A 21464-nucleotide genomic window follows, 5' to 3' on the forward strand; every position below is an offset into this window, starting at 1 on the left:
ACACGGGCCTAGGGTGCTGCACCAGCACGGTAAAGGAGGGCGCGGCATATGGCGCGGATTGACTACTATCTATCGGTGATCTCGCCGTTTTGTTACTTTACCGGAACGCGTGTTGCGGAAATTGCGAAACAGAATGGCGCCGACCTGGTTTTCAAGCCGGTCGACATCATGTCGCTGTTCCAGCGGACCGGCGGCACGGCCCTGGGGGACCGCCACCCGTCGCGGCAGGCCTACCGCTTTCAGGAGCTTGCCCGCACGTCCAAGAAGACCGGTCTGCCGTATCACGCCAAGCCGATGTTCTTTCCCACCAACCCGGCCCCCGCGTCCTACGCGATTATCGCGGCACAGGACGCCTTTGCTAAAACCGGGGAGGGCGATCTGCAAGCGCTGGTCTTCTCCCTCCTGCGGGCCTGCTGGGCAGAGCAGAAGGACATCGCCGAGGATGCCGTCGTGGGCGACGCGCTGGAGGCCGCGGGCTTTGACCGGGGGCTAACCTTCACCGGCATGTTGTCGGGTGCGGAGACCTATGTGCGCAATCTCGAAGAGGCGGTCGAGGCCGGTGTATTCGGCGCGCCCTTCTGGGTCTGCGACGATGGAGAGATGTTCTGGGGCGTGGATCGGTTGAACGATCTGGACGCGCATCTCAAAGGCGACTTGTGACCAATCTGCGCAGTCGTCGGTTCACTGACGGGCCCGTGCTGCCTTTGGCGCTGCACACGGGTCTTGTCAGCGCCGGGATGTAGAAGGAGCTGGACCCCGTTTGCCGCGTCTGGCGCCGCAACCGGGGGGTCAGGCTTTTTTCTTGCCAACCTTGGGTTCGGTGCCCGCGCGCAGCCGATTGATGTTGTCCTTGTGGCGCCACAGCACGATCAGCGTCAAAAGCAAAGCGACGATGGTCAGGTCCGTCCGGCCCAGCATCAGTGTCCACGGCGCTACGGAGGCTGCTGCGACAATCGCACCGACAGAGGAAATCTTGGACAGGTAAAACGCCACCAGCCACGTCGCACAGCAGAGCAGCCCGATGGGCCAGGCCAGCGACAGCATGGTGCCGAGGAACGTCGCCACACCTTTGCCGCCCTTGAACTTCAGCCAGACGGGGAAGCAATGGCCAGCCATGGCCGCGAGACCGGCCAGTTGTGCCGCGCCGTCGTCGCCTGCGATGAAGCGCGCCAGAAGCACGGCCACCGCCCCCTTGCCGCCGTCCAGCAGCAGCGTCGCCAGCGCAGCGGGCTTGTTGCCGGTGCGCAGCACGTTGGTCGCGCCGATGTTGCCCGAACCGATCTGTCGCAGATCGCCAAGGTTCATGGCGCGTGTGATGAGCACGCCAAACGGGATCGACCCCAACAGGTAGCCCAACACGGTCCAGAGCAGCAGGGTCATGCCTGGCCCTCCGCGAACACTCGGTCGCCCGCGACCCATGTGCCCAGCACGCGGCCTTGCAGGCGCGCGCCGTCAAATGGTGTGTTCTTGGATTTCGAGCGCAGCTTGAAACGGTCCAGCACCACGGGTTTGTCCGGATCAAACAGGACCAGATCGGCCGGGGCGCCTTCGCTCAGACGGCCACAGTCGAGGCCCAGCAGCTTGGCCGGGTTAAAGGACAGCGCCCTGAACAGGCAGGGCAAGGACAGCTCCTCGGCGTGGTACAGGCGCAGTATCACGGGCAGCATCGTCTCCAGCCCGACCGCACCAGAGGCGGCTTCCTCGAACGGAAGGCGTTTTGATTCCTCGTCCTGAGGCGTGTGAAAGGAGCCGATCACGTCGATCAGGCCGGAGCGGATGGCCTCTACAATGGCCTTGCGGTCGTCCTCGGAGCGCAGCGGCGGCTTCACTTTGAAGAAGGTCCGATAGTCCGCGAGGTCCATTTCATTCAGCGTCAGGTGGTGCATCGAAGTGCCGGCCGTGACCTTGAAGCCATTCGCCTTCGCACGCTCCAGCGCGGGCAGGGCGCGGGCCGTGGTCAGCTGATCGACATGGTAGCGCACGCCGGTCATTTCCACGAGGGCGATGTCCCGGTCGAGGCCCATACGTTCCGCCATGGGCGACACCGACGGCAGTCCGCGCAGCGAGGCGAATTTTCCAGAGGTCGCCGCCGCGCCTTTGGACAGGCCGGGGTCTTGTGGATGGCCGATCACCAAGGCGCCAAGGCTGCGGGCATAGGTCATGGCGCGCGACAGAACCTTGTTGTCGGTCACCACGTGGTCGCAGTCGGTGAATGCCACGGCGCCGGCATCCATGAGGAAGCCGATTTCCGTCATCTCGCGGCCTTCGCGGCCCTTCGTCAGCGCGGCCATGGGGCGGACGTTCACCCGCGCTTCGTCGGTTGCACGGCGGCGGATGAAGTCGAGCTGTTCGGGCGTGTCGATGGGTGGGTTGGTGTCGGGACGGGTGACCATGGTGGTCACGCCCCCGGCGGCAGCGGCCTGACCGGCGGTGCCAAAGGATTCCTTGTGACGCTCGCCCGGCTCGCCCACCTTCACGCCGATATCGACAATCCCGGGCGCGAGGCATTTGCCAGCGCAGTCGATCACGGTGACATCGGTTTCATCCAGTCCGGCCAGCGCGTCGCCGCTGTTGCCGTCTTGGAGGATAATCCGGGTGATTTTGCCATCGGTCACCAACAGCGCGCCGATCTGGTCGGTATCACCTTCGGGGTCGATCAATCGGGCGTTGGTAAAGAGCGTCTGGGTCATGCGGGCCAAGTCTTTGTGTGTTTCTTTTCGTCTATGCCATATCGCCGCGTGGGGAAAGCGCAGAGGGGCTCTGTCCATGCTTCCCCAAGGTGTTGTCTGCCGTGAACAACGGCTGTGTCAGCGCGCTGGCAAGGCGGAGACGATGGTCGCGCGCGTTGCAGCGGGATCGCGTTGGAATTTAATCAGATGTTTGTTGCCATCGTGGGTGATGACCTGAACCGCCGCCCCCACGGTGCGGACCTCTGCGATATCGTCCAGCGCCACACCGCGCCCACCGGGGCCCGCAAGACCGGTCGGAGAGAGGCTCCAGACCTCGGCCAAGGCCTCATCTTTGAGAAACCAGCCGCGCACCGCGACAGCCGCGAGACCGCCGATGGCACCGGTCCAGATGTGGGCGTTGCCCAGCAGCCAGAGGATCAGCATGCCACCCGCCATGGCCAGCGCGGCCATGATCCAATGGGTTCGAATGTAAGTGGCCTGATCGGGGGGAAATGTGGTCACGGCGCGGGCCTTTACAACAGAAAGTACAGGCCCAGCACGATGAGGATCGCGAGGCCGACCAGTGTGAACAGCAGCGGACGAGAGAAAGACGGACCTGCCACGGGCGCGCCTCCACTGCCTTCGCCTTTGGCGGATGGGGTTCGCAATGCCGCGCCACGCCCGCGGGCGGCCGTGATGGCGTAGCTGCCCACATGGCGCAGCGGGCTGGCAACATGCAGCGTCTGGCTGGTGGCCTCGAACGCTTGGGGCGGAAGGATCACCGCATGGCCCCGGAGGGCGTCGATGCGGCTTTTGTCTTCGCCAAGCGCGCGAGAGGGGACATCGTAGGCTTCCGTCAGGTATTGCGACAGGCGCATCGGCCCAAGGTCGCGCAGGTCCACGGTTTCCACGAAGGCGGGGCGCAGATGGGTCGCGCCGAGGCCGTATTTCAGCGGCCATTCACCTGTGCCGGCCATGGTGGTGAACCGCTCCACCGCCTCGGGCGGCAAATCGAGGTGCAGCACATGCACGGTAGAGGTGTCGGAGCCGTTAATCTCGATTTGTGACATGGGGCCTCAGCCAAAATAATGTGTGAAAATAAAAAACGCGCAGCGATCACTTTCGCGGCGCAAAAGGGTCAGACCATGACGGTTTTCGGGCGGGCGCGTAGGTTGCGGGCCAGCAGATCCATGGCGGCCATCCGCACGGCGACGCCCATTTCCACCTGATCCTGAATCACCGAGCGATTGATGTCGTCGGCAATAGTGCCGTCGATCTCGACACCACGGTTCATCGGACCAGGGTGCATCACGATGGCGTCAGGCTTGGCATGGGACAGCTTTTCGGCGTCCAGCCCGTAGCGGTGGTAATATTCCCGCTCCGACGGGATGAATCCGCCGTCCATGCGTTCCTTTTGCAGGCGGAGCATCATCACCACATCGGCGTCGCGCAGGCCTTCGCGCATATCGTCGTAGACCTCCGCCCCGAATGCGTCGATCCCCGCGGGCATCAGGGTCGGCGGGCCGACCAGACGGATACGGTTTTCCATCTTGTGCAGCAGCAGAAGGTTCGACCGGGCCACGCGGCTGTGGGCCACATCGCCGCAAATGGCGATGGTCAACCGATGCAGGCGGCCTTTGGCGCGGCGGATCGTGAGCGCATCCAGCAAGGCTTGTGTCGGGTGTTCGTGTCGGCCATCGCCTGCGTTCAGGACGGCGCAATTCACCTTTTGCGCCAGCAGGTCGACGGCGCCGGAATGTGGATGACGCACCACCAGAAGGTCGGGGTGCATCGCGTTCAGGGTCAATGCCGTGTCGATCAGCGTCTCGCCCTTTTTGATCGAAGACGCCTGCATCGCCATGTTCATCACATCCGCACCCAGACGCTTGCCCGCCAACTCAAAGCTGGCCTGCGTGCGGGTGGAGTTCTCAAAGAACATGTTGATCTGGGTCATCCCCGCCAGCGCCTGAGCGTTCTTGTCGCGGCCCCGGTTGTAGGTGGCGTATTGATCCGCCAGATCAAGAAGAGTCGTGATCTCGTCGGGGCGCAGGGGTTCGATCCCCAGAAGGTGGCGATGGTCGAAGCGCATGGTCATCCCTGATGTGGTTGGTCCCGTGTTTAGGCAGGTGCCGGGCGTCTCGCAAGAGCGCGGTGGTTAACCTTTGTGCAACGAGGTTTTTCATAAAGCCAAACCGCGGGCGATTTTCCTTTGCCGCGAGGGGGCGTAGAGTGGGCGCCATGGAATCGGCACTGGATTGGCACGCCGCCCGCGCGGCGCTGGAATGGCAGATGGAAATGGGCGTGGCAGAGGTGCTCTGCGATGCGCCTGTGGACCGTTTCGCGCTCGAAGATGTGGCAAAAGAAGCGCGCGCCGCAAGGCGACGCGGTGGCACTGGCACGTCTGGCGCGGCCACGCCCATTCTGGAACCCGAGGTCGACCCCGTGGCCGAGGCAACAGCGGCGGCGCAGGCTGCGGGCACCTTGTCATCGTTGCAAGCGGCCATGGCGGCCTTTGAGCATTGCGAACTGAAACGCGGGGCCCGGAACCTCGTGTTTTGCGACGGGGCGCAGGGGGCGCGTGTGATGATCGTTGGTGAGGCTCCGGGCCGCGATGAGGATCGTGAAGGCAAGCCCTTTGTGGGGGCGGCAGGCCAGTTGCTGGATCGGATGCTGTCGGCCATCGGCCTCAGCCGCACCGAATCCGTGTACATCACCAACGTCATGCCCTGGCGGCCACCGCAGAACCGCGACCCCAAGCCCGAGGAAATGGCCATGATGAAGCCGTTTCTTGAGCGTCACATCGCGCTGGCGGCACCGGATGTTCTGGTGATTGCGGGTAACATTTCGTGTCAGGCGTTGCTTGGCAAACGTGGCATTACCCGGCTGCGTGGCCAATGGACCGAAGCCTGCGGCAAGCCCGCGCTGCCCATGTTCCACCCAGCCTACCTGCTGCGCAATCCAGCGGCCAAACGCGAGGCGTGGGCCGATTTGCTGTCGCTCAAGGCGCGCCTGAAAGACCAGACATGATTGTCGAGCCATTGATGCTGCTGACATTTTTGCCGGTTGGTCTGGCTTTGAACATCACACCCGGCCCGGATATGCTGTTTTGCATGGCCCAGGGCCTGCGAGGCGGCACCCTCTGTGGCTGGGCGGCCTCTGCCGGGGTGGCGTCGGGCGGAATGGTTCACGTGCTTCTGGCGGGCTTGGGCCTTGGCGCGCTTGTGGCGGCCTTGCCCGGCGCGTTTGACGTGATCCGCTGGGCGGGCGCGGCCTACCTTGCGTGGATCGCCTGGAAGACGTGGCGCACGCCGCTGGCAGGCGTGGATGCGCCGCCACTGTCGCCCGCGCGTGCGGCACGACAGGGCTTTGTCGTGAATATGACCAACCCGAAATTCATCCTGTTTGTGTTGGCCTTTGTGCCGCAATTCGTGGACCCAAGCCGGGCTGTCCTGCCGCAGTTCCTGATTTTCGGCACGATGATGAGCCTCGGCGGTTTGGTGGTGAATGGTCTGGTCGGACAGTTTGCCGGACGCCTGCGACATCACTTGCGAGGCGGCACGCGCACCGAACGCGGCTTGCGCTACGCCTGTGCGACGCTGTTCGGCGGCTTGGCGCTGCGACTGGCGGTCTGAGCGCGCGCTTGACACTGGACGGGCGCTGCCGAAAGTGGCGGCACCCACTCCCTAACCAAGAGGCCGCCCATGTCGCGCATCGACGAAAGCAAGGCATTCATTCCTGTCCGAATCGCGATTCTCACGGTCAGTGACACACGCGGGCTGGAGGATGACCGATCCGGGGACACTCTGGTCGCCCGCCTGACTGAGGCGGGGCATTTGCTGGCAGATCGCGCAATCGTGAAAGACGAGCGCACGGTGATCGCCGATCGCTTGCGGGCATGGTGTGCCGACCCGGAGGTGGACGTGGTGATTTCTACGGGCGGCACGGGTCTGACGGGGCGCGATGTGACGGTAGAGGCGCACCGCGACGTCTATGAGAAAGAAATAGACGCCTTCGGAACCGTCTTCACCATGGTGTCTTATGCGAAAATAGGCACGTCCGCAGTGCAAAGCCGCGCCACGGGCGGTGTCGCGCAAGGCACCTACCTGTTCGCGCTGCCCGGATCGACGGGTGCGTGCAAGGACGCCTGGGATGAGATACTCAGGTGGCAGTTGGATTATCGGCACCGGCCCTGCAACTTTGTCGAGATTTTCCCACGTCTTGATGAACATCAGCGACGGAAGTGATCCGATGGGCCGTGTAAGCTCGTAACATATGGATACGTCTGCGGGTTGGTTCGGCGATCAATCTGTGGAGTATGGAGTATGGACTGTGGTGCGGGTTGCGATGGGCGGCCCGCCGAGGGAGGCGACCCATGCGCTTTTTCCGAAAGAGCCTGACGGGCCTGTTCCTTTTTGCCTTAACGCTCGGCCTGTTGGCTTGGGCGGGCATCATGGTGCGTGAGGCCGTGCAGGCCCGCATCAACGAGGAGCCGCGTGAACGCGCCGCCCGTGAACGTGTGTTCACTGTCAACACGGTGCAGGTCACCCCGGGCCGGGAAGTGCCCATCCTGTCGGTCTTTGGAGAGGTGCAGAGCGCCCGTACTCTGGAGCTGCGCGCCGCAGCAGGGGGCACTCTGATGGACCTTGATCCGGCGTTCGTCGAAGGTGGCGAGGTCACAGAAGGCCAGCTTTTGGGGCGGATCAATCCGGCGGATGCGCAGTCGGCGCTGGACCGGGCCGAAAGCGATCTGCTCGACGCGCAGGCCGAAGGCCGTGAGGCACAGCGTGCCATCGGCATTGCCCGTGATGAGTTGACCGCCGCGGAAGAACAGGTGGCCTTGCGCGACAGGGCTTTGCGCCGGTCGCAGGATTTGCTGGAACGCCGCGTGGGGACCGAAGCTGCGGTGGAGACGGCAGAACTGGCGTTGTCCACGGCGCGTCAGGCGGTTCTGACCCGCCGGCAGGCCGTCGCAACCGCCGAGGCGCGCATCGACCAGGCCGCAACGGCGCAACGTCGGGCGGAGATCGCTCGTGACGAAGCCAGCCGGCGGCTTGACGACACCGAAATCCGCGCCGCTTTCGACGGCGTCTTGACCGAGGTGACCGTGGTCGCGGGGCGTCTGGTCTCCGCCAATGAGCAACTGGCGCAGCTTGTCGATCCGGCCGCACTGGAAGTGGCGTTCCGCGTTTCCACCCCACAATACGCGCGTCTGATCGGCGCGGACGGCCGCTTGCGCGGTGCGCCGGTGCAGGTTGTTATGGATGTCTTTGGCGTCAGTTTGACCACGTCGGGCACGCTGTCGCGCGAAAGTGCATCTGTTGGAGAAGGTCAGACCGGACGTCTGTTGTTTGCGACACTCGACGCCGCGCGCGGATTCAAGCCGGGCGATTTTGTGACCGTGCAGACCAAGGAGCCGGCGCTTGAAAATGTGGCCCGTCTGCCTGCCACCGCGCTGGGCGCGGATGGCGCGGTGCTGGCGCTTGGCGACGACCAGCGGTTGCAGGTGGTTCCCGTGACGCTGGAACGCCGTCAAGGCGATGAGGTGATTGTGCGCGCCGAGGATCTTGCAGGCCGTGAGGTCGTGGCACAGCGCACGCCTTTGTTGGGCGCGGGGATCAAGGTCGAGGCAATGCGCCCGGAAGGGGCAGAGGACGCCAACGTGACCGACGCCGACACCACAGACCAAATGCTGGAGCTCAGCGCCGAACGTCGCGCCGCGCTTGTGGCGTTTGTCGAGGGCAACAGCCGTATGCCGGAGGAGGCGCGCACGCGCGTTCTTGCGCAATTGCAACAGGACCGCGTGCCCGCCGATGTGGTGGCCCGGATCGAGGAACGCATGGGCGGCTGAACGCCCCCGCGTCACGCCCCCAAGGGGGCATGGGAGAGACGACAATGGCACGCGACTTGTCCAAGGCAGCGGGCGGCATCCTGGGGTATTTCACCCGGCACCCTACGCTGTCGAACCTGATCCTCGTGATTCTGCTGGCTGCCGGACTTCTGGCTGCGCCAAACATGCGGGCGCAGTTTTTTCCGGATATCATCAGTGACGAAATCGATGTCTCTGTCCGCTGGGACGGTGCCGGGGCAGAGGACGTTGACGCCGCAATCGTGCAAGTGCTGGAACCGGCGCTGCTGTCTGTCGAAGGGGTCGCCGCGTCGGAGGCGCGCTCTCGCGAGGGCAGTGCGAGCATCGGGCTGGAATTCGAGCCCAACTGGGACATGGGCCGCGCGGCAGACGAGGTGCAGCAGGCCGTCGACGGCATCACCGGCTTGCCTGAGGAGGCGGACACGCCTGAAGTCCGGCGCGGAGGGTGGCGCGACCGGGTGACAGATGTGGTCATCACCGGCCCTGTGGGCGTGGACCAACTGGCGCGCTTTGCGGATGAATTTGTCGTCCGCCTCTTTGCCGAGGGGGTCACACGCTCCACCATTCGGGGAGTCGCCGCGCCGCAGGTTGTGGTCGAGGTCCCCTCTGCCAGTTTGATCGAACATGATGTTACCATGGCTCAGATCGCCAATGCCATTGCCGCAGAGGTCAACGCGGACCCGGCGGGCGATGTGGACGGTGCCGGAGCGCGGGTGCGCACCGGTGTCGAAAAGCGCAGCGCCGAGGATGTTGCGGGCATTTCGTTACGCGCACAGGCGGATGGCACAAAGCTGACCATCGGTGATGTGGCCCGCGTGCGCCAGGAGGGCGTGGACCGTGAACGCAGCTATTTCGTCGGAGAGAATTCGGCGATTTCCGTACGGGTGGACCGATCTGACCGGGGCGACGCCATCGCGATCCAGAAACAGGTCGAAGAGGTCGCAGCCGTTTATCAGGCCACCTTGCCCGACGGCGTGACCATTGATCTGATCCGCACCCGATCCGAGGCGATCACCGGGCGCCTGAATATCCTGCTCGACAATGCGTCGATGGGCTTGTTGCTGGTCGTGGCACTGCTGTTTTTGTTCCTGAACACGCGCACGGCCTTTTGGGTGGCGCTGGGCATTCCCACGGCGCTGCTGGCGGCGATTGCGCTGATGTATGTGGGCGGGCTGACGCTGAACATGATCTCGCTGTTCGCGTTGATCATCACGCTGGGCATCGTTGTGGATGACGCCATCGTGGTGGGGGAACACGCCGATCATCTGTCGCGCAACGGTCACGGCCCGTTCGAGGCCGCAGAGCGCGCCGCCAACCGCATGGCGCTGCCGGTGTTTTCCGCGACTCTCACGACGGTGATCGCTTTCTTTGGCCTGACGGCAATCGGAGGGCGGTTTGGCAATATGATCTCCGACATCCCCTTTACGGTGATCATGGTGCTGCTGGCGTCGCTGGTGGAGTGCTTTCTGATTCTGCCCAACCACATGGCCCACGCTCTGACCCCAAGGGAGCGGACCGGGTTTCGCGCATGGCGTGCCGGGGCAGGTCTTTTTGGCCACACGCTTGTGACCATGCTGGCGGTCGGTTTGATCGTGCTTGGGGCACTGTCACTGCCCGGCGCGCTGGACAATTCATGGGCCAGTTTCGGGGCCAGCTTTGGGGACAGTCCGGCTTGGCTCCAGGGGTTGCATGCCTCGGCGCTGACGGCTCGGTCCGGGCTCTTCGGGCTGGGGTGGATGGGCGCATTGGGCTTTGCGGTTCTGGTGGCCGTGGTGTTGGTGTTGCGGCTGTTGCGCATGGCCCCTGAACGCCGCGCAAGCGAGCTGCGCAGCCTGTCCGACATGGGCATCGACAGCGCCTCGCGCACCGTGAACCGGGGCTTTCGCTGGGTGCGCGAAGCCTTGTTCCGCCCGTTGATGCACTTGGTCGTGGCCGCGCGCTACGTGGTGCTGTCCGGGGCCGTGGTGGCTCTGGCGGGCATCGCGGTGCTGTTTATCAACGGCGATGTTCAGTGGCGTTTCTTCAACGCGCCGGAGCGTGCCTCGGTCACCGGTAACTTTGCCATGGTGCCGGGCGCCACGCGCGCCGACACCATCGCCCAGCTGCGCCTGCTGCAGCAGACCACCAACGAGTTGGCTGCCGAATATGAGGAACGCTACGGCCGCAATCCCTTGTCCTATGTGATTGCCGAAATTGGCGGCAACTCCGGTCCCAGCCTTGCGGGCGCCGACACCAAGGATGCCGACCAGCTTGGCGCGATCTCCATCGAACTGATCGAGGCAGACCTGCGGCCCTATTCCTCCTTCGCCTTCGTGGGCGAACTTCAGGAACGGGCCGGGCGTCATCCGCAGGTCGAGACGATCTCCTTCCGGGGGTGGCGATCGGGTCCCGGTGGCGATGCGCTGGATGTGCAGTTCTCGGGCGCAAATGCCGAGACGTTGAAGGCCGCCGCCGAAGATCTCAAAGCCGCCGTCACACAATTCCCCGAAGTCTCGGCGGTGGAGGACAGCCTGTCCTACGACAAGGCTGAGCTGATCCTCGAATTGACCCCGCAAGGCGAAGCGCTTGGTTTTGACATCGACGGGTTGGGCAGGGTGTTGCGCAACCGCCTGGGCGGGATCGAAGCAGCGACCTTCCCGGTCGGTCCGCGCTCTGCCGAAATACGCGTCGAACTGCCCGACGGGGAACTGACGGCGGATTTCCTAGAACGCACCATGCTGCGCACGCCGGAGGGGGCCTACGTGCCGTTGGCCGATATTGTGCGCGTGGATCAGCGCACAGGCTTCAGCACCGTGCGACGCGAGAATGGCGTGCGGCTGATCTCTGTCACCGGGGACATATCAGAGGATGACCCCGCCCGCGCCACCGAGATCATGCAGGCGCTGGAAGATACCATTCTTCCCGCCATCTCGAACAGGCTGCAAGTGGACTACGCCCTGTCCGGTCTGTCAGAGCAGGAGAGTGAATTCCTCGCGGATGCGCAACTGGGGCTGTTGATGGTGCTTCTGGGGATCTACCTCGTGCTGGCGTGGGTGTTTGCCAGCTGGACGCGGCCGTTGGTGGTGATGGCGATCATTCCCTTTGGACTTGTGGGCGCGATTTACGGCCATTGGCTTTGGGATATTCCGGCGAGCATGTTCACGGTGGTGGGGTTGCTGGGCATGACCGGGATCATCATCAACGACTCGATCGTGCTGGTGACGCAAATCGACGAATACGCAAAGGATCGAGGACTGGTCCCCGCCATTATCGACGGCGCGGCAGACCGCTTGCGCGCGGTGTTCCTGACCACTGCGACAACGGTTCTGGGCCTTGCGCCGTTGCTGTACGAGAATTCCTCTGATGCGCAGTTCCTGAAACCGACGGTGGTGACGCTGGTCTACGGTTTGGGCTTTGGCATGGTGCTGGTTTTGCTTGTGGTGCCGTCGCTGGTCGCGGTGCAACACGACGTGGGCAAGGCGTGGGGGGCGCTCAAGCGGGGCTGGCGTTTCCGCTCAGGTGCGGTGCGCGGCGTGCTTTTGGCAGGGACCGCAGCGGTGCTGGGTTGGCTTGCGGTGACCTTGGGCTGGGTCGCGGCAACGGGCAGCCTGCCTGCGATGCTCGGGGGCGGCGGGGCAGGGGCCGCGTTGGGTGTGTTCCTGGCAGGGTCGGCCGCGCTGGCGCTGGGGCTTTATGTGCTGGTGGCGTTGGTCTGGGGGCTGACGGCAGGTCGGCGCAATGCACTGGGCGACCGGAAGGCGGGGTGACCCCGTCTCCCTCGCCGCGCTGAAGGATCAATCGCAGCCGCGAATCTCCACCGGCATGGGACCACCCAGAACGGTGATCGTCATGGCAGAGCGATCCAGCGCAAAAGCCGCGCGTGACGTATGGGACACTCTGGTTTGTGACACCAGCTGACCATTCTGGATCGACGTTTCGGGATCGGCCACCCAAAGCTCGGGATCGGGGAATTCGATGACCGTCTCTTCGCGCCCGGTGGCGCCGGGCATGTCCAGCGCAACGGTCAGGCCAAGACCACGCTCGGCTGCGGAGACCTGACAGTGAACACGCGTGATGCCTGCGTCAGCAGCCCGATACGGCAGATCGGCCATCGCGGCGGCAATGCGCGCATCGGGTTTGCGGGCGGCGGCGGGCAGATTGGCTTGGATCGTCAGGCGTTGTGGCAGGCAGACATCTTTGCAGATCCCGATGTCGATGGTGCCGCTCAACCGCGCATCCCGCGCGCCATTGCGCAGATCGACCCGCAACGGAAGAATCACTTCATGTTTGTAGCCGACCGACCGCATCCCCGATTGCCAGAACACATCGGGGCTGGGCCAGGACACGGTCACATCGTCCAGATTGCGCGAGCCGCTCCAATCGAAGCTGGGCGGAATGCCCGCATCTCCGGGACTGCGCCAATAGGTCTTCCAGCCGTCTGCAAGCTCCAGCCGCAGGGCGGCCACATGGTCGCCATTGGAGAGCCGCCAGCCCGGCAGCAAAGTGGCCCGAACCTGGCCATCGAAGCTTTCGGCCTGACTGGCCATCGGAAGAAGAGAGAGCAGAAGGGCAGCAAAGATTTTTGTCATATCCAATCAGATGCTCTGGAATGCGCTGAAATGGAAGTCACCTTGCGGTGAGAGGCTTGTCAGCGGTGGCGTGAAGGACACGTTCTTGCACATGAGAGGTCGCTGTCGCATGGTGGACCGAAGAGCGGAAAAGAGGCACGCATGACAGGTGAAATCACCGATAAACCCACCGAATTGACCGGACGTCTATTGATCGCCATGCCGGGCATGGAAGATCCGCGATTCGAATGGGGCGTGGTGTTGCTGTGTGATCATTCTGCCGACGGCGCCATGGGCCTGATCATCAACAAACCGGCGCAAGACATCGACATGAGCGCGTTGCTGACGCAGCTGGACATCGAAAATACCGCGGATCTGGGGGCTTTGCCCGTGCGCTATGGCGGCCCGGTCGAGATGGGGCGCGGCTTTGTGCTGCATTCGCCGGATTACGCGTCTGCGGTGACGACGCTGGAGGTCACGGATGATCTGAGCATGACCGCGACGCTCGATGTGCTCGAAGATCTTGGCCAGGGGCAGGGGCCTGAGAAGTGGCTGATGATGCTGGGCTACGCCGGCTGGGGGCCGGGCCAGTTGGAACATGAAATTGCCGAAAACGCCTGGCTTGTCTGCGAGGCCGTGCCGTCGTTGATCTTTGGTCTCGCGGATACCGACAAATGGGAGGCCGCGCTGGAAACCCTGGGCGTGTCGCCGATGATGTTGTCGTCCGAAGGCGGTCGCGCCTAGCAGTTGGCGGCGCGACCGGCATGGCGCTTTAGGCGCGGGCCTCGTCCATAAGGCGGCGCATTTCAGCTATGGCGGGTTGCAGCCCGCGAAAGATCGCTTCGCCGATCAGGAAATGCCCGATGTTCAGTTCCATCACCTCTGGAAAAGCGGCGACAGGCTTGACGGTCTCATAGGTCAGGCCATGGCCTGCGTGGACCTCCAGCCCAAGGCTGTGCGCGTAGGCGGACATGTCGCGCATTTTCTCCAGTTCGGCGGCGTGCAGCTCCATGTTCCCATCGGAATAGCTGTCGCAGTAGCCACCGGTGTGCAGTTCGATGACTTGCGCGCCGATGCGGTGGGCGGCGTCGATCTGACGCTTGTCCGCAGCGATGAAAATCGACACGCGGCAGCCCGCTTCGCGCAAGGGGCCGATGAAATGCGCCAGGCGGTTTTCGTCATTGGCGACTTCCAGTCCGCCCTCGGTGGTGCGCTCTTCGCGCTTTTCCGGAACGATACAGACGGCGTGCGGCTTGTGCCGCAGGGCAATCTTTTGCATCTCGTCGGTGGCGGCCATTTCGAAGTTCAGCGGAACCGTCAGCGCGTCCATCAGCCGTTCGATGTCTGGGTCGGTGATATGGCGGCGGTCCTCACGCAGGTGAGCGGTGATCCCGTCGGCACCCGCGTCCTCGGCGAGCTTGGCAGCCCGGATCGGGTCGGGGTAGTCGCCCCCCCGGGCGTTTCGGACAGTGGCAACATGGTCAATGTTGACGCCAAGACGGAGGCGGCCAGCATAGTCGGTCATAGCTTTCGATCCCTTGCATTCCGCGGGGCGGTCAGATTTTGATCAAAAGGTAGCGTTTCGGTTACGGAAAGAAAAGCGCGTGATTGCCGTTCCGTCATGCGCGCTGCGCAAGATCAGCGACCCTCGCGGGCGCGGCCTTCTGCCTTGCGTTTTTTCAGTTCGGCCAGCTTTGCGGCGATGGCCCCTTTGCGGCGGTTTTGAAAAGCCGTGATGATCGGCAAGGAGATATAATAGCAGATCGTCGCCGTAATGATGCCGGGAATGATCCCGCCGATCATATAGGGGTAGAACACCTCGTCATAAAAGATACGGAGGTTGGTCCAGTCGACCTGATGGCCGCTGAGCACCGCCCAAAGATTGCTCCACAGATCATCGCCGGCCTTCAGGAATTTGGTGACCAGCCCGCCGCCTTCGTGGTGGTGGGTAAAATTGTCAGAGTTATTCAGATCCAGCAGCCAATACCCGGTTTTCATCGATACGACGCCGATGGGCACGTAGGTCAGCGGATTGCCAAAGAACGTGGCCAGGATCGCAGCCAGCAGGTTGCCGCGCATGACAAAGGAGATGATCGCTGCCGTCAGGAAGTGCAGCCCGTAGAACGGCGTGAACGTGGTGAACACCCCTGCCCAGATGCCGCGCGCAATGCGGTGCGGCGGGTCGGGAAGGCGGTTCAGCCGTAGACGGACGTAACGCGCTGCGCGTCCCCAGCCACCCTTGGGCCAGAGCGCTTCGAGCCCGATCCGCCAGATCGGCCGTCTGTCGCGTCGCTTAAACACCGAATGTCGCCCTTTATTCCGCCGCCTCCGGCATGGTTTCCAGACCCGGATCACGGCGTCGCTCAACCGAAGCCACCATGCTTTCGGCCTCCAGCGAGGAGATCACGGAATGCAGATGTTCAGCGTCACGCAGGTCCACTTGCATCATAATCCGGTAAAAATCTGGTTTGCGATCCTTGAAAGTCATGTCCGAGATATTGGCCTTCCGCTCGCCAATCAATGTGCAAATGCGCCCAAGCGCCCCTGCATCATTCGACAGCACCATTTCCAGGGAGACACAATAGACCGCCGGATGCGTTCCGTCCGCCCAATGCAGGTCGAGCCAGCGGTCCGGCTGTTCCTCGTATTCCTCCAGAGAGCTGCAGTCGATGGCGTGCACGGCGACACCTTTGCCGCGGTGCACGATGCCGACGATGCGTTCGCCGGGCAGCGGCTGGCAGCAGGTTGCGCGTTCGAACCCCTGACCGCCCAGGCCGACCACGGCGCGCTTCATCTCCACCTCGTTTTCGGCAGCGATGACAAGGTTGGGATAGACGGTTTCCACCACCTCACGCGTGGTCAGTTCCGCGCTTCCAAGCCGCGCAAGCAAGGTTTCCACGTCGCCAAGGCGCAGCGTGGTTGCGGCTTTTTCCAGCGCCTTGTCGGTGGCCTTCTTACCATGGGATTCAAAGGCAGCGCGGGCCAGCTCCATTCCCAGCTTGGCAAAGCGTTCCTTGTTCGCCTCGCGCAGGGCGCGGCGGATCGCGGTCTTGGCCTTGCCGGTGGTGGCGATGTCGAGCCATGTGGCCTGCGGCGCTTGCCCCTCGGCGGTGATGATCTCGATCGACTGGCCATTTTTCAGCCGGGTCCAGAGCGGCACGCGGATGCCGTCCACCTTCGCGCCGACGCATTTGGACCCGATGCGCGTGTGAATCTGATAGGCGTAATCCAGCGGTGTCGCCCCTTTGGGCAGCTTCACAACATCGCCCTTGGGCGTGAAGCAGAAGACCTTGTCCGAGTACATCTCCAGCTTGACGGCCTCCAAGAAGGCGTCGTGGTCTTCCTCCTGATCGAATTGCTCCGTCATCTGGGCGATCCACTTGGCAGGATCGACGGCAAAGCGGTTCGCGGCGGGGGCACCATCGCGGTAGGACCAATGCGCAGCGACGCCGGTTTCGGCGACCTCGTGCATTTCACGGGTCCGGATCTGCACTTCGACGCGCTTGCCGTCGCGGCCCGACACGGTCGTGTGGATGGAGCGGTAGCCGTTCGATTTCGGCTGGCTGATGTAGTCCTTGAACCGGCCGGGGACGGATTTCCAGCGCTGGTGAATCGCCCCCAGCACAGCGTAACAATCGGCCTCTGACCGGGTGATCACGCGGAAGCCGTAGATGTCGGAAAGACGGGAAAACCCGATCTTCTTTTCCTGCATCTTGCGCCAGATCGAGTAGGGCTTTTTGGCGCGCCCGTAAACTTCGGCGTCGATGCCTGCCTTTTCAAGTTCCTTGCGCATGTCCGAGGTGATCCGGTGGATGACGTCCCCGGTTTCCTTCTGCAGCGTGATGAAGCGGCGGATGATCGATTCGCGGCCCTGCGGATTCAGGACGCGGAAAGCCAGATCTTCGAGCTCTTCGCGCATGGACTGCATCCCCATGCGTCCGGCGAGAGGCGCGAAGATATCCATGGTTTCGCGCGCTTTCTGCATCTGCTTTTCAGGCTTCATCGCCTTGATTGTGCGCATGTTGTGCAGACGGTCGGCAAGCTTCACAAGGATCACACGAAGATCCTTGGACATGGCCATGAACAGCTTGCGGAAGTTTTCCGCCTGCTTGGTCTCTGAACTGGAAAGCTGGAGGTTGGTCAGCTTGGTCACACCATCGACCAACTCCGCCACGTCCTTGCCGAACTTTTCAGTGACCTCGGAGTAGGTGGACCGGGTGTCTTCGATCGTGTCATGCAGCAAGGCCGTGATGATGGTGGCATCATCCAGCTGCTGTTCGGTCAGGATCGCGGCGACGGCGACGGGATGCGTAAAATAAGGCTCCCCCGACTTGCGGAATTGCCCATCGTGCATCTCGCGCCCGTATTCATAGGCCGCTTTGATCAGCTTTTCGTTGGTGCGCGGGTTGTAGTTGCGAACGAGTGCAACAAGATCATCAGCGGCGATCATGCTGCCTCATCCTTCCAACCCTTTGCCGGTCTCAGCTCTGGCCCTGTGCTTCCATCAGAGCGCGCAGGAGCTTTTCCTCAGACATATCGTCCTCCTGAGGTTTGTCCTGTTCTGCTCCCATGAGCAATGCCATCGCGTCGTCTTCCGGCTCGTCCACTTCGATCTGAGACTGGTTGGACTCGATCAGGCGTTCGCGGAGCTCGTCGGTGGACTGGGTTTCCTCAGCGATTTCACGCAGGGCAACAACCGGGTTCTTGTCGTTGTCTCGGTCGACGGTGATCGCCGCACCGGAGGCGATTTCGCGGGCGCGGTGCGCTGCGAGCATCACCAGATCAAACCGGTTGGGAACCTTATCGACGCAATCTTCTACCGTCACGCGGGCCATGTGAACGCTCCAATCCTATGGTGGATTCTTCTCGAGAAAATCCCACTTACCGCGAGACGGGCCGAGATACAAGGGACGGGCCATCACAATGCGACTGGTTCAGCCCGCAAATGATCGGGCAGGGCGGCACATAGCTCTGCGGTTGATTGTCGCAGTACGGGGTGCTGCCAAGTCGGGGCGACATCCATAAGCGGCACGAGAACAAAGGCGCGGTCCTGCAAGCGGGGATGCGGCAGGATCAGCTGATCCGGGGTTTGGCATGTCTGCTCCTGCGGTGTCAAACGCTGCCATGTGTCATAGGTTTCCGGGTCCGGCAAAATTGTATCGCCGACGGCCAACAGGTCCAGATCAAGCGTGCGGCTGCCCCACCGCTGAAGCCTGGCTCGTCCGAAATCAGCTTCAATTTCATGCAACTTATGCAGGAAGGTCGCAATTTCTGTTCGACCCAGATCAAATCGGGCGGCGCAGCAGGCATTGACGTAGTCAGGCCCGGTTCCGGCGGGAAAGCAGGGTGTTGCATAAAGTCGGCTTACCCGAAGGGGTGTGATGCCCTTGGCTGGCATCGCGTCAAGTGCGGCGCGCACCGTCTGGGCCGGGTCCCCAGCGGATGACCCTAGGTTAGACCCTAATGCAATCAGGTATTCTTGTGTCAATTATGCCCCCAATCTATTCTAAAGAGATATGTCGCCGCCTTGCGATACGTGCTCAAAGCATTATTCTTGTGCCCTACGCCTGCAAGCACTCACTCACTCACACTCAATCTGTTGCGCGGGCAAATTTAAAGAAAGGACTTTTCATGTTTTACAAGGACGAACGGCTTGCGCTGTTCATCGATGGGTCGAACCTATACGCTGCGGCAAAGGCTCTCGGCTTCGACATCGACTATAAGCTTTTGCGGCAGGAGTTCGCGCGACGTGGCAAAATGGTGCGCGCGTTTTACTATACAGCGCTTTTGGAAAATGACGAGTATTCGCCGATCCGTCCGCTGGTCGACTGGCTCCATTACAACGGCTTCACCATGGTGACGAAGCCTGCGAAGGAGTACACCGACAGCCAAGGCCGTCGGAAGGTCAAAGGCAACATGGATATCGAGCTTACGGTCGATGCGATGGAGCTTGCGCCACGTGTCGATCACATCGTGCTGTTCTCCGGCGACGGTGATTTCCGCCCGCTGGTGGAATCGTTGCAACGTCAGGGCGTGCGCGTGTCGGTGGTGTCCACCATTCGCAGCCAGCCTCCGATGATTGCGGATGAACTGCGCCGTCAGGCAGACAACTTCATCGAGTTGGATGAACTGCGCGACGTGATCGGACGCCCGCCGCGCGAAACGCCGGTTGAACGCAATTTCGAGGTTGCTTCCTCGACCTGATACGCCACATCCCGAGGGCGGCGCGGATGGGGCCGCGCCATCACCGGGGGCGATAGGATATGCAGTCATTATGCTGACAGATTTGGCCGCCTCGTCGCTTGGATTGGGCGGCCTTTTTGTAGCTGCCTTCGGCGCTGCGACCGTTCTGCCATTCCAATCGGAAATCGTCTTTGCCGGCTTGCAAGCCACCGGGCAGTGGCCCCTGTGGGTGCTCGTTGTTGTGGCCAGCATCGGCAATACGCTTGGGTCAGTTGTGAATTACGGCATGGGCGTGGGGCTGGAGCGGTTCCGCCACAAGCGCTGGTTCCCCGCCAACGAGGAACAACTGGATAAAGCGCAGCGCTGGTATGCCAAGTGGGGCTTGTGGTCGTTGTTATTGTCTTGGGCGCCACTGGGCGATGCGATTACGCTGGCCGCAGGGATCATGCGCACGCCATTGTGGCAATTCGTGCTGTTGGTCGGATTTGCCAAGACGGTGAGATATATTGCCTTCGCATGGAGCGCGGCGTTTATCCTCGGCTAGCTGCTGGGGTGATGATGGCCGAAAGGGCATGTCTGTGTCGTATCGAAAGCAGATTGTTCTAGCGCACGCCCACCGTGGGCGCGTTTGACAACCTTCGCTGACGGGCGTCACCGTCGATCACTGGACGAATGCTCACCGGGTGACTAGGTGAAGTGCCAAAGGAGACCCGTAATGACCGACACTGCTCTGCGCCCCCTCGACGTATACCTTGCCGCGCCGCGCGGGTTTTGCGCTGGTGTGGATCGCGCCATCAAGATCGTCGAGATGGCCTTGGAGAAATGGGGGGCACCGGTCTACGTGCGCCACGAGATCGTGCACAACAAGTACGTGGTAGATGATCTGCGGGCAAAGGGCGCAGTCTTTGTCGAAGAGCTCGAAGAATGCCCTGACGACCGTCCTGTGATCTTCTCCGCCCACGGGGTGCCCAAGGCGGTGCCGGCAGAGGCGGCGAAGCGTGAAATGGTCTTTGTGGATGCCACCTGTCCGTTGGTGTCCAAGGTCCATATCGAAGCGGCGCGCCACGCGGAAAACGGGCTTCAGATGATCATGATCGGCCACGCCGGCCACCCTGAGACGGTTGGTACCATGGGCCAGCTGCCGCAAGGCGAAGTCCTGCTGGTTGAGACCCCTGATGATGTCGCCCATGTGGAGGTGCGCGACCCGGAGCGGCTGGCGTTCGTTACGCAGACAACTTTGTCTGTGGACGATACGGCGGACATCGTGGCGGCGTTGCAGAAGCGGTTCCCTGCCATCGTCGGCCCGCATAAGGAAGATATTTGCTACGCCACAACAAACCGTCAGGAGGCGGTAAAGGCCATCGCGTCAAAGATTGACGCCCTCATGGTCGTGGGTGCACCCAATTCGTCGAACTCTCGCCGGTTGGTGGAGGTGGGGCGCAAGGCGGGCTGCGCCTATGCGCAGCTTGTGCAGCGCGCCGAAGACATTGACTGGCGCGCGCTGGAGGGGGCCAGATCCGTGGGCATTACCGCCGGAGCCTCCGCTCCCGAAGTGCTGATCGAGGAGGTCACGCAGGCCTTCCGTGACCGGTTCGACGTGTCCGAAAGGGTGGTGGAAACGGCGCAGGAAAATGTGGAGTTCAAGGTGCCGCGCGTGCTGCGAGAGACCGCCTGATGCCGCACCCGTTCGATCCGCAAGAGGTGCTTTCTCAGCCTCTGATGGCCTTTCTGGCGACGCTTGACGACACAGGCGCGCCGCGTACGGCGCCGGTCTGGTTTTCTTGGGAGGGCGGTGCGCTTTGGATGTTGTCCGACGAAGCTGCCAGTTCTGCGCGCAGGGTGGCCAGTGACCCGCGCGTCAGTGTCGAGATCGTGGATTACGACAACGAAGACGGGCTTTTGCGTCATTTGGGGCTGCGCGGCAGCGCCACGGTGGAGCCGATGGATGCCGCCCTCTTCCGGCGGTTGCTGACGCGTTACCTCGGCACGCCCGAAACATGGAACCCCTGGTTCGTTGAAACGGTCGCGCAGATCGACGCGCCGTCGGGGCGGCTGATCCGTCTGGTGCCTGAATCGCTTTTCACCAACGACGTGAGCTATTTTCGGACCGGCCCGGTTCTGGCGACACATGCCGTGCTCGATGGCACAGGGTCGTGACTGGACAAGTTTCACGGTTGAGGTAGGGTCAGGGTTGATTGT

The 21464-nt window shown here is 62.6% G+C and carries 22 protein-coding genes; 11 read left to right on the forward strand and 11 right to left on the reverse strand.

Annotation, left to right across the window (positions count from 1 at the left end):
* The first annotated feature begins 48 nt into the window (after positions 1-48).
* Positions 49-660 (forward strand): 2-hydroxychromene-2-carboxylate isomerase, encoded by a 612-nt coding sequence (locus GGQ68_RS02890; protein ID WP_183962880.1) that lies wholly within the window; start codon positions 49-51, stop codon positions 658-660.
* Between the two features lie 129 nt (positions 661-789).
* Here GGQ68_RS02890 and plsY read toward each other — a convergent pair whose 3' ends face one another.
* The 5 genes from plsY to GGQ68_RS02915 form a co-directional block, all read right to left on the reverse strand.
* Complete coding sequence (plsY, locus tag GGQ68_RS02895; protein ID WP_183962881.1) at positions 790-1380, reverse strand: glycerol-3-phosphate 1-O-acyltransferase PlsY; 591 nt, start codon at positions 1378-1380, stop codon at positions 790-792.
* On the reverse strand, positions 1377-2690 hold the full coding sequence (pyrC, locus tag GGQ68_RS02900) for a dihydroorotase (RefSeq protein ID WP_183962882.1): 1314 nt from the start codon (positions 2688-2690) through the stop codon (positions 1377-1379). The genes plsY and pyrC overlap by 4 nt, the downstream gene beginning before the upstream one ends.
* A 117-nt stretch (positions 2691-2807) precedes the next feature.
* On the reverse strand, positions 2808-3191 hold the full coding sequence (locus GGQ68_RS02905) for a hypothetical protein (protein ID WP_183962883.1): 384 nt from the start codon (positions 3189-3191) through the stop codon (positions 2808-2810).
* Between the two features lie 11 nt (positions 3192-3202).
* A complete protein-coding gene (locus GGQ68_RS02910) occupies positions 3203-3739 on the reverse strand; it encodes an aspartate carbamoyltransferase catalytic subunit (protein WP_183962884.1) in 537 nt (178 codons plus the stop codon).
* A 68-nt stretch (positions 3740-3807) separates the two neighbouring features.
* The gene (locus tag GGQ68_RS02915) at positions 3808-4758 is read right to left on the reverse strand and encodes an aspartate carbamoyltransferase catalytic subunit (protein WP_183962885.1); all 951 of its coding nucleotides are present in this window, start codon (positions 4756-4758) and stop codon (positions 3808-3810) included.
* 149 nt (positions 4759-4907) lie between these two features.
* Between GGQ68_RS02915 and GGQ68_RS02920 the strand changes: the two genes are divergently transcribed.
* The 5 genes from GGQ68_RS02920 to GGQ68_RS02940 all read left to right on the forward strand — a co-directional run bounded on the left by GGQ68_RS02920 (position 4908) and on the right by GGQ68_RS02940 (position 12281).
* A complete protein-coding gene (locus GGQ68_RS02920; protein WP_183962886.1) occupies positions 4908-5696 on the forward strand; it encodes a uracil-DNA glycosylase in 789 nt (262 codons plus the stop codon).
* The gene (locus GGQ68_RS02925) at positions 5693-6301 is read left to right on the forward strand and encodes a LysE family translocator (RefSeq protein WP_183962887.1); all 609 of its coding nucleotides are present in this window, start codon (positions 5693-5695) and stop codon (positions 6299-6301) included. The genes GGQ68_RS02920 and GGQ68_RS02925 overlap by 4 nt, the downstream gene beginning before the upstream one ends.
* 69 nt (positions 6302-6370) lie before the next feature.
* Positions 6371-6913, forward strand: coding sequence for a molybdenum cofactor biosynthesis protein B (gene moaB, locus GGQ68_RS02930; RefSeq protein WP_183962888.1), 543 nt, complete (start codon positions 6371-6373; stop codon positions 6911-6913).
* Positions 6914-7041: 128 nt separating this feature from the next.
* The gene (locus GGQ68_RS02935) at positions 7042-8517 is read left to right on the forward strand and encodes an efflux RND transporter periplasmic adaptor subunit (protein ID WP_183962889.1); all 1476 of its coding nucleotides are present in this window, start codon (positions 7042-7044) and stop codon (positions 8515-8517) included.
* A 44-nt stretch (positions 8518-8561) separates the two neighbouring features.
* Positions 8562-12281 (forward strand): efflux RND transporter permease subunit, encoded by a 3720-nt coding sequence (locus GGQ68_RS02940; RefSeq protein WP_183962890.1) that lies wholly within the window; start codon positions 8562-8564, stop codon positions 12279-12281.
* Positions 12282-12308: 27 nt separating this feature from the next.
* On the opposite strand, the gene GGQ68_RS02945 is transcribed toward GGQ68_RS02940, so the two are convergent.
* Positions 12309-13103, reverse strand: coding sequence for a protein-disulfide reductase DsbD domain-containing protein (locus tag GGQ68_RS02945; RefSeq protein ID WP_183963013.1), 795 nt, complete (start codon positions 13101-13103; stop codon positions 12309-12311).
* Positions 13104-13244: 141 nt separating this feature from the next.
* Between GGQ68_RS02945 and GGQ68_RS02950 the strand changes: the two genes are divergently transcribed.
* Positions 13245-13826, forward strand: a complete 582-nt coding sequence (locus GGQ68_RS02950; protein ID WP_183962891.1) for a YqgE/AlgH family protein — start codon at positions 13245-13247, stop codon at positions 13824-13826.
* A gap of 28 nt (positions 13827-13854) precedes the next feature.
* Here GGQ68_RS02950 and GGQ68_RS02955 read toward each other — a convergent pair whose 3' ends face one another.
* The 5 genes from GGQ68_RS02955 to folK form a co-directional block, all read right to left on the reverse strand.
* Positions 13855-14607 (reverse strand): pyridoxine 5'-phosphate synthase, encoded by a 753-nt coding sequence (locus GGQ68_RS02955; protein WP_183962892.1) that lies wholly within the window; start codon positions 14605-14607, stop codon positions 13855-13857.
* A gap of 113 nt (positions 14608-14720) precedes the next feature.
* The gene (locus tag GGQ68_RS02960; RefSeq protein WP_183962893.1) at positions 14721-15383 is read right to left on the reverse strand and encodes a DUF2062 domain-containing protein; all 663 of its coding nucleotides are present in this window, start codon (positions 15381-15383) and stop codon (positions 14721-14723) included.
* 13 nt (positions 15384-15396) lie between these two features.
* Positions 15397-17532 carry a RelA/SpoT family protein gene (locus tag GGQ68_RS02965; RefSeq protein ID WP_183962894.1) on the reverse strand — a complete coding sequence of 712 codons (2136 nt, stop codon included), beginning with the start codon at positions 17530-17532 and terminating at the stop codon, positions 15397-15399.
* Between the two features lie 31 nt (positions 17533-17563).
* Positions 17564-17917, reverse strand: a complete 354-nt coding sequence (gene rpoZ, locus GGQ68_RS02970; RefSeq protein ID WP_183962895.1) for a DNA-directed RNA polymerase subunit omega — start codon at positions 17915-17917, stop codon at positions 17564-17566.
* Between the two features lie 83 nt (positions 17918-18000).
* A complete protein-coding gene (gene folK, locus GGQ68_RS02975) occupies positions 18001-18570 on the reverse strand; it encodes a 2-amino-4-hydroxy-6-hydroxymethyldihydropteridine diphosphokinase (protein WP_183962896.1) in 570 nt (189 codons plus the stop codon).
* 143 nt (positions 18571-18713) lie between these two features.
* On the opposite strand from folK, the gene GGQ68_RS02980 reads away from it, so the two are divergent.
* From GGQ68_RS02980 to GGQ68_RS02995, 4 genes are all read left to right on the forward strand, one after another.
* Positions 18714-19286: a LabA-like NYN domain-containing protein gene (locus GGQ68_RS02980; protein WP_183962897.1), complete on the forward strand. Its 573-nt coding sequence runs from the start codon at positions 18714-18716 to the stop codon at positions 19284-19286.
* Positions 19287-19356: 70 nt separating this feature from the next.
* The gene (locus GGQ68_RS02985) at positions 19357-19809 is read left to right on the forward strand and encodes a YqaA family protein (protein WP_183962898.1); all 453 of its coding nucleotides are present in this window, start codon (positions 19357-19359) and stop codon (positions 19807-19809) included.
* A 171-nt stretch (positions 19810-19980) separates the two neighbouring features.
* On the forward strand, positions 19981-20940 hold the full coding sequence (gene ispH / locus GGQ68_RS02990; RefSeq protein ID WP_183962899.1) for a 4-hydroxy-3-methylbut-2-enyl diphosphate reductase: 960 nt from the start codon (positions 19981-19983) through the stop codon (positions 20938-20940).
* Positions 20940-21422 carry a pyridoxamine 5'-phosphate oxidase family protein gene (locus GGQ68_RS02995; RefSeq protein ID WP_183962900.1) on the forward strand — a complete coding sequence of 161 codons (483 nt, stop codon included), beginning with the start codon at positions 20940-20942 and terminating at the stop codon, positions 21420-21422. Before ispH ends, GGQ68_RS02995 begins: the two co-directional genes overlap by 1 nt.
* Positions 21423-21464: the final 42 nt, after the last annotated feature.

Source organism: Sagittula marina (genome assembly GCF_014196795.1).
In the GTDB taxonomy this organism is placed as follows: Bacteria; Pseudomonadota; Alphaproteobacteria; order Rhodobacterales; family Rhodobacteraceae; genus Sagittula; species Sagittula marina.

Excerpts from the sequence above, each read along its gene's own strand:
- GGQ68_RS02995 (WP_183962900.1), top strand. The coding sequence starts at position 20,940 with ATGCCGCACCCGTTCGATCCGCAAGAGGTGCTTTCTCAGCCTCTGATG.
- moaB (WP_183962888.1), top strand. The coding sequence starts at position 6,371 with ATGTCGCGCATCGACGAAAGCAAGGCATTCATTCCTGTCCGAATCGCG.
- GGQ68_RS02940 (WP_183962890.1), top strand. The coding sequence starts at position 8,562 with ATGGCACGCGACTTGTCCAAGGCAGCGGGCGGCATCCTGGGGTATTTC.
- pyrC (WP_183962882.1), bottom strand. The coding sequence starts at position 2,690 with ATGACCCAGACGCTCTTTACCAACGCCCGATTGATCGACCCCGAAGGT.
- GGQ68_RS02910 (WP_183962884.1), bottom strand. The coding sequence starts at position 3,739 with ATGTCACAAATCGAGATTAACGGCTCCGACACCTCTACCGTGCATGTG.
- rpoZ (WP_183962895.1), bottom strand. The coding sequence starts at position 17,917 with ATGGCCCGCGTGACGGTAGAAGATTGCGTCGATAAGGTTCCCAACCGG.
- ispH (WP_183962899.1), top strand. The coding sequence starts at position 19,981 with ATGACCGACACTGCTCTGCGCCCCCTCGACGTATACCTTGCCGCGCCG.
- GGQ68_RS02945 (WP_183963013.1), bottom strand. The coding sequence starts at position 13,103 with ATGACAAAAATCTTTGCTGCCCTTCTGCTCTCTCTTCTTCCGATGGCC.
- GGQ68_RS02920 (WP_183962886.1), top strand. The coding sequence starts at position 4,908 with ATGGAATCGGCACTGGATTGGCACGCCGCCCGCGCGGCGCTGGAATGG.
- GGQ68_RS02950 (WP_183962891.1), top strand. The coding sequence starts at position 13,245 with ATGACAGGTGAAATCACCGATAAACCCACCGAATTGACCGGACGTCTA.
- GGQ68_RS02955 (WP_183962892.1), bottom strand. The coding sequence starts at position 14,607 with ATGACCGACTATGCTGGCCGCCTCCGTCTTGGCGTCAACATTGACCAT.
- GGQ68_RS02965 (WP_183962894.1), bottom strand. The coding sequence starts at position 17,532 with ATGATCGCCGCTGATGATCTTGTTGCACTCGTTCGCAACTACAACCCG.
- GGQ68_RS02925 (WP_183962887.1), top strand. The coding sequence starts at position 5,693 with ATGATTGTCGAGCCATTGATGCTGCTGACATTTTTGCCGGTTGGTCTG.
- GGQ68_RS02985 (WP_183962898.1), top strand. The coding sequence starts at position 19,357 with ATGCTGACAGATTTGGCCGCCTCGTCGCTTGGATTGGGCGGCCTTTTT.
- plsY (WP_183962881.1), bottom strand. The coding sequence starts at position 1,380 with ATGACCCTGCTGCTCTGGACCGTGTTGGGCTACCTGTTGGGGTCGATC.
- GGQ68_RS02980 (WP_183962897.1), top strand. The coding sequence starts at position 18,714 with ATGTTTTACAAGGACGAACGGCTTGCGCTGTTCATCGATGGGTCGAAC.
- GGQ68_RS02915 (WP_183962885.1), bottom strand. The coding sequence starts at position 4,758 with ATGCGCTTCGACCATCGCCACCTTCTGGGGATCGAACCCCTGCGCCCC.
- GGQ68_RS02935 (WP_183962889.1), top strand. The coding sequence starts at position 7,042 with ATGCGCTTTTTCCGAAAGAGCCTGACGGGCCTGTTCCTTTTTGCCTTA.
- GGQ68_RS02890 (WP_183962880.1), top strand. The coding sequence starts at position 49 with ATGGCGCGGATTGACTACTATCTATCGGTGATCTCGCCGTTTTGTTAC.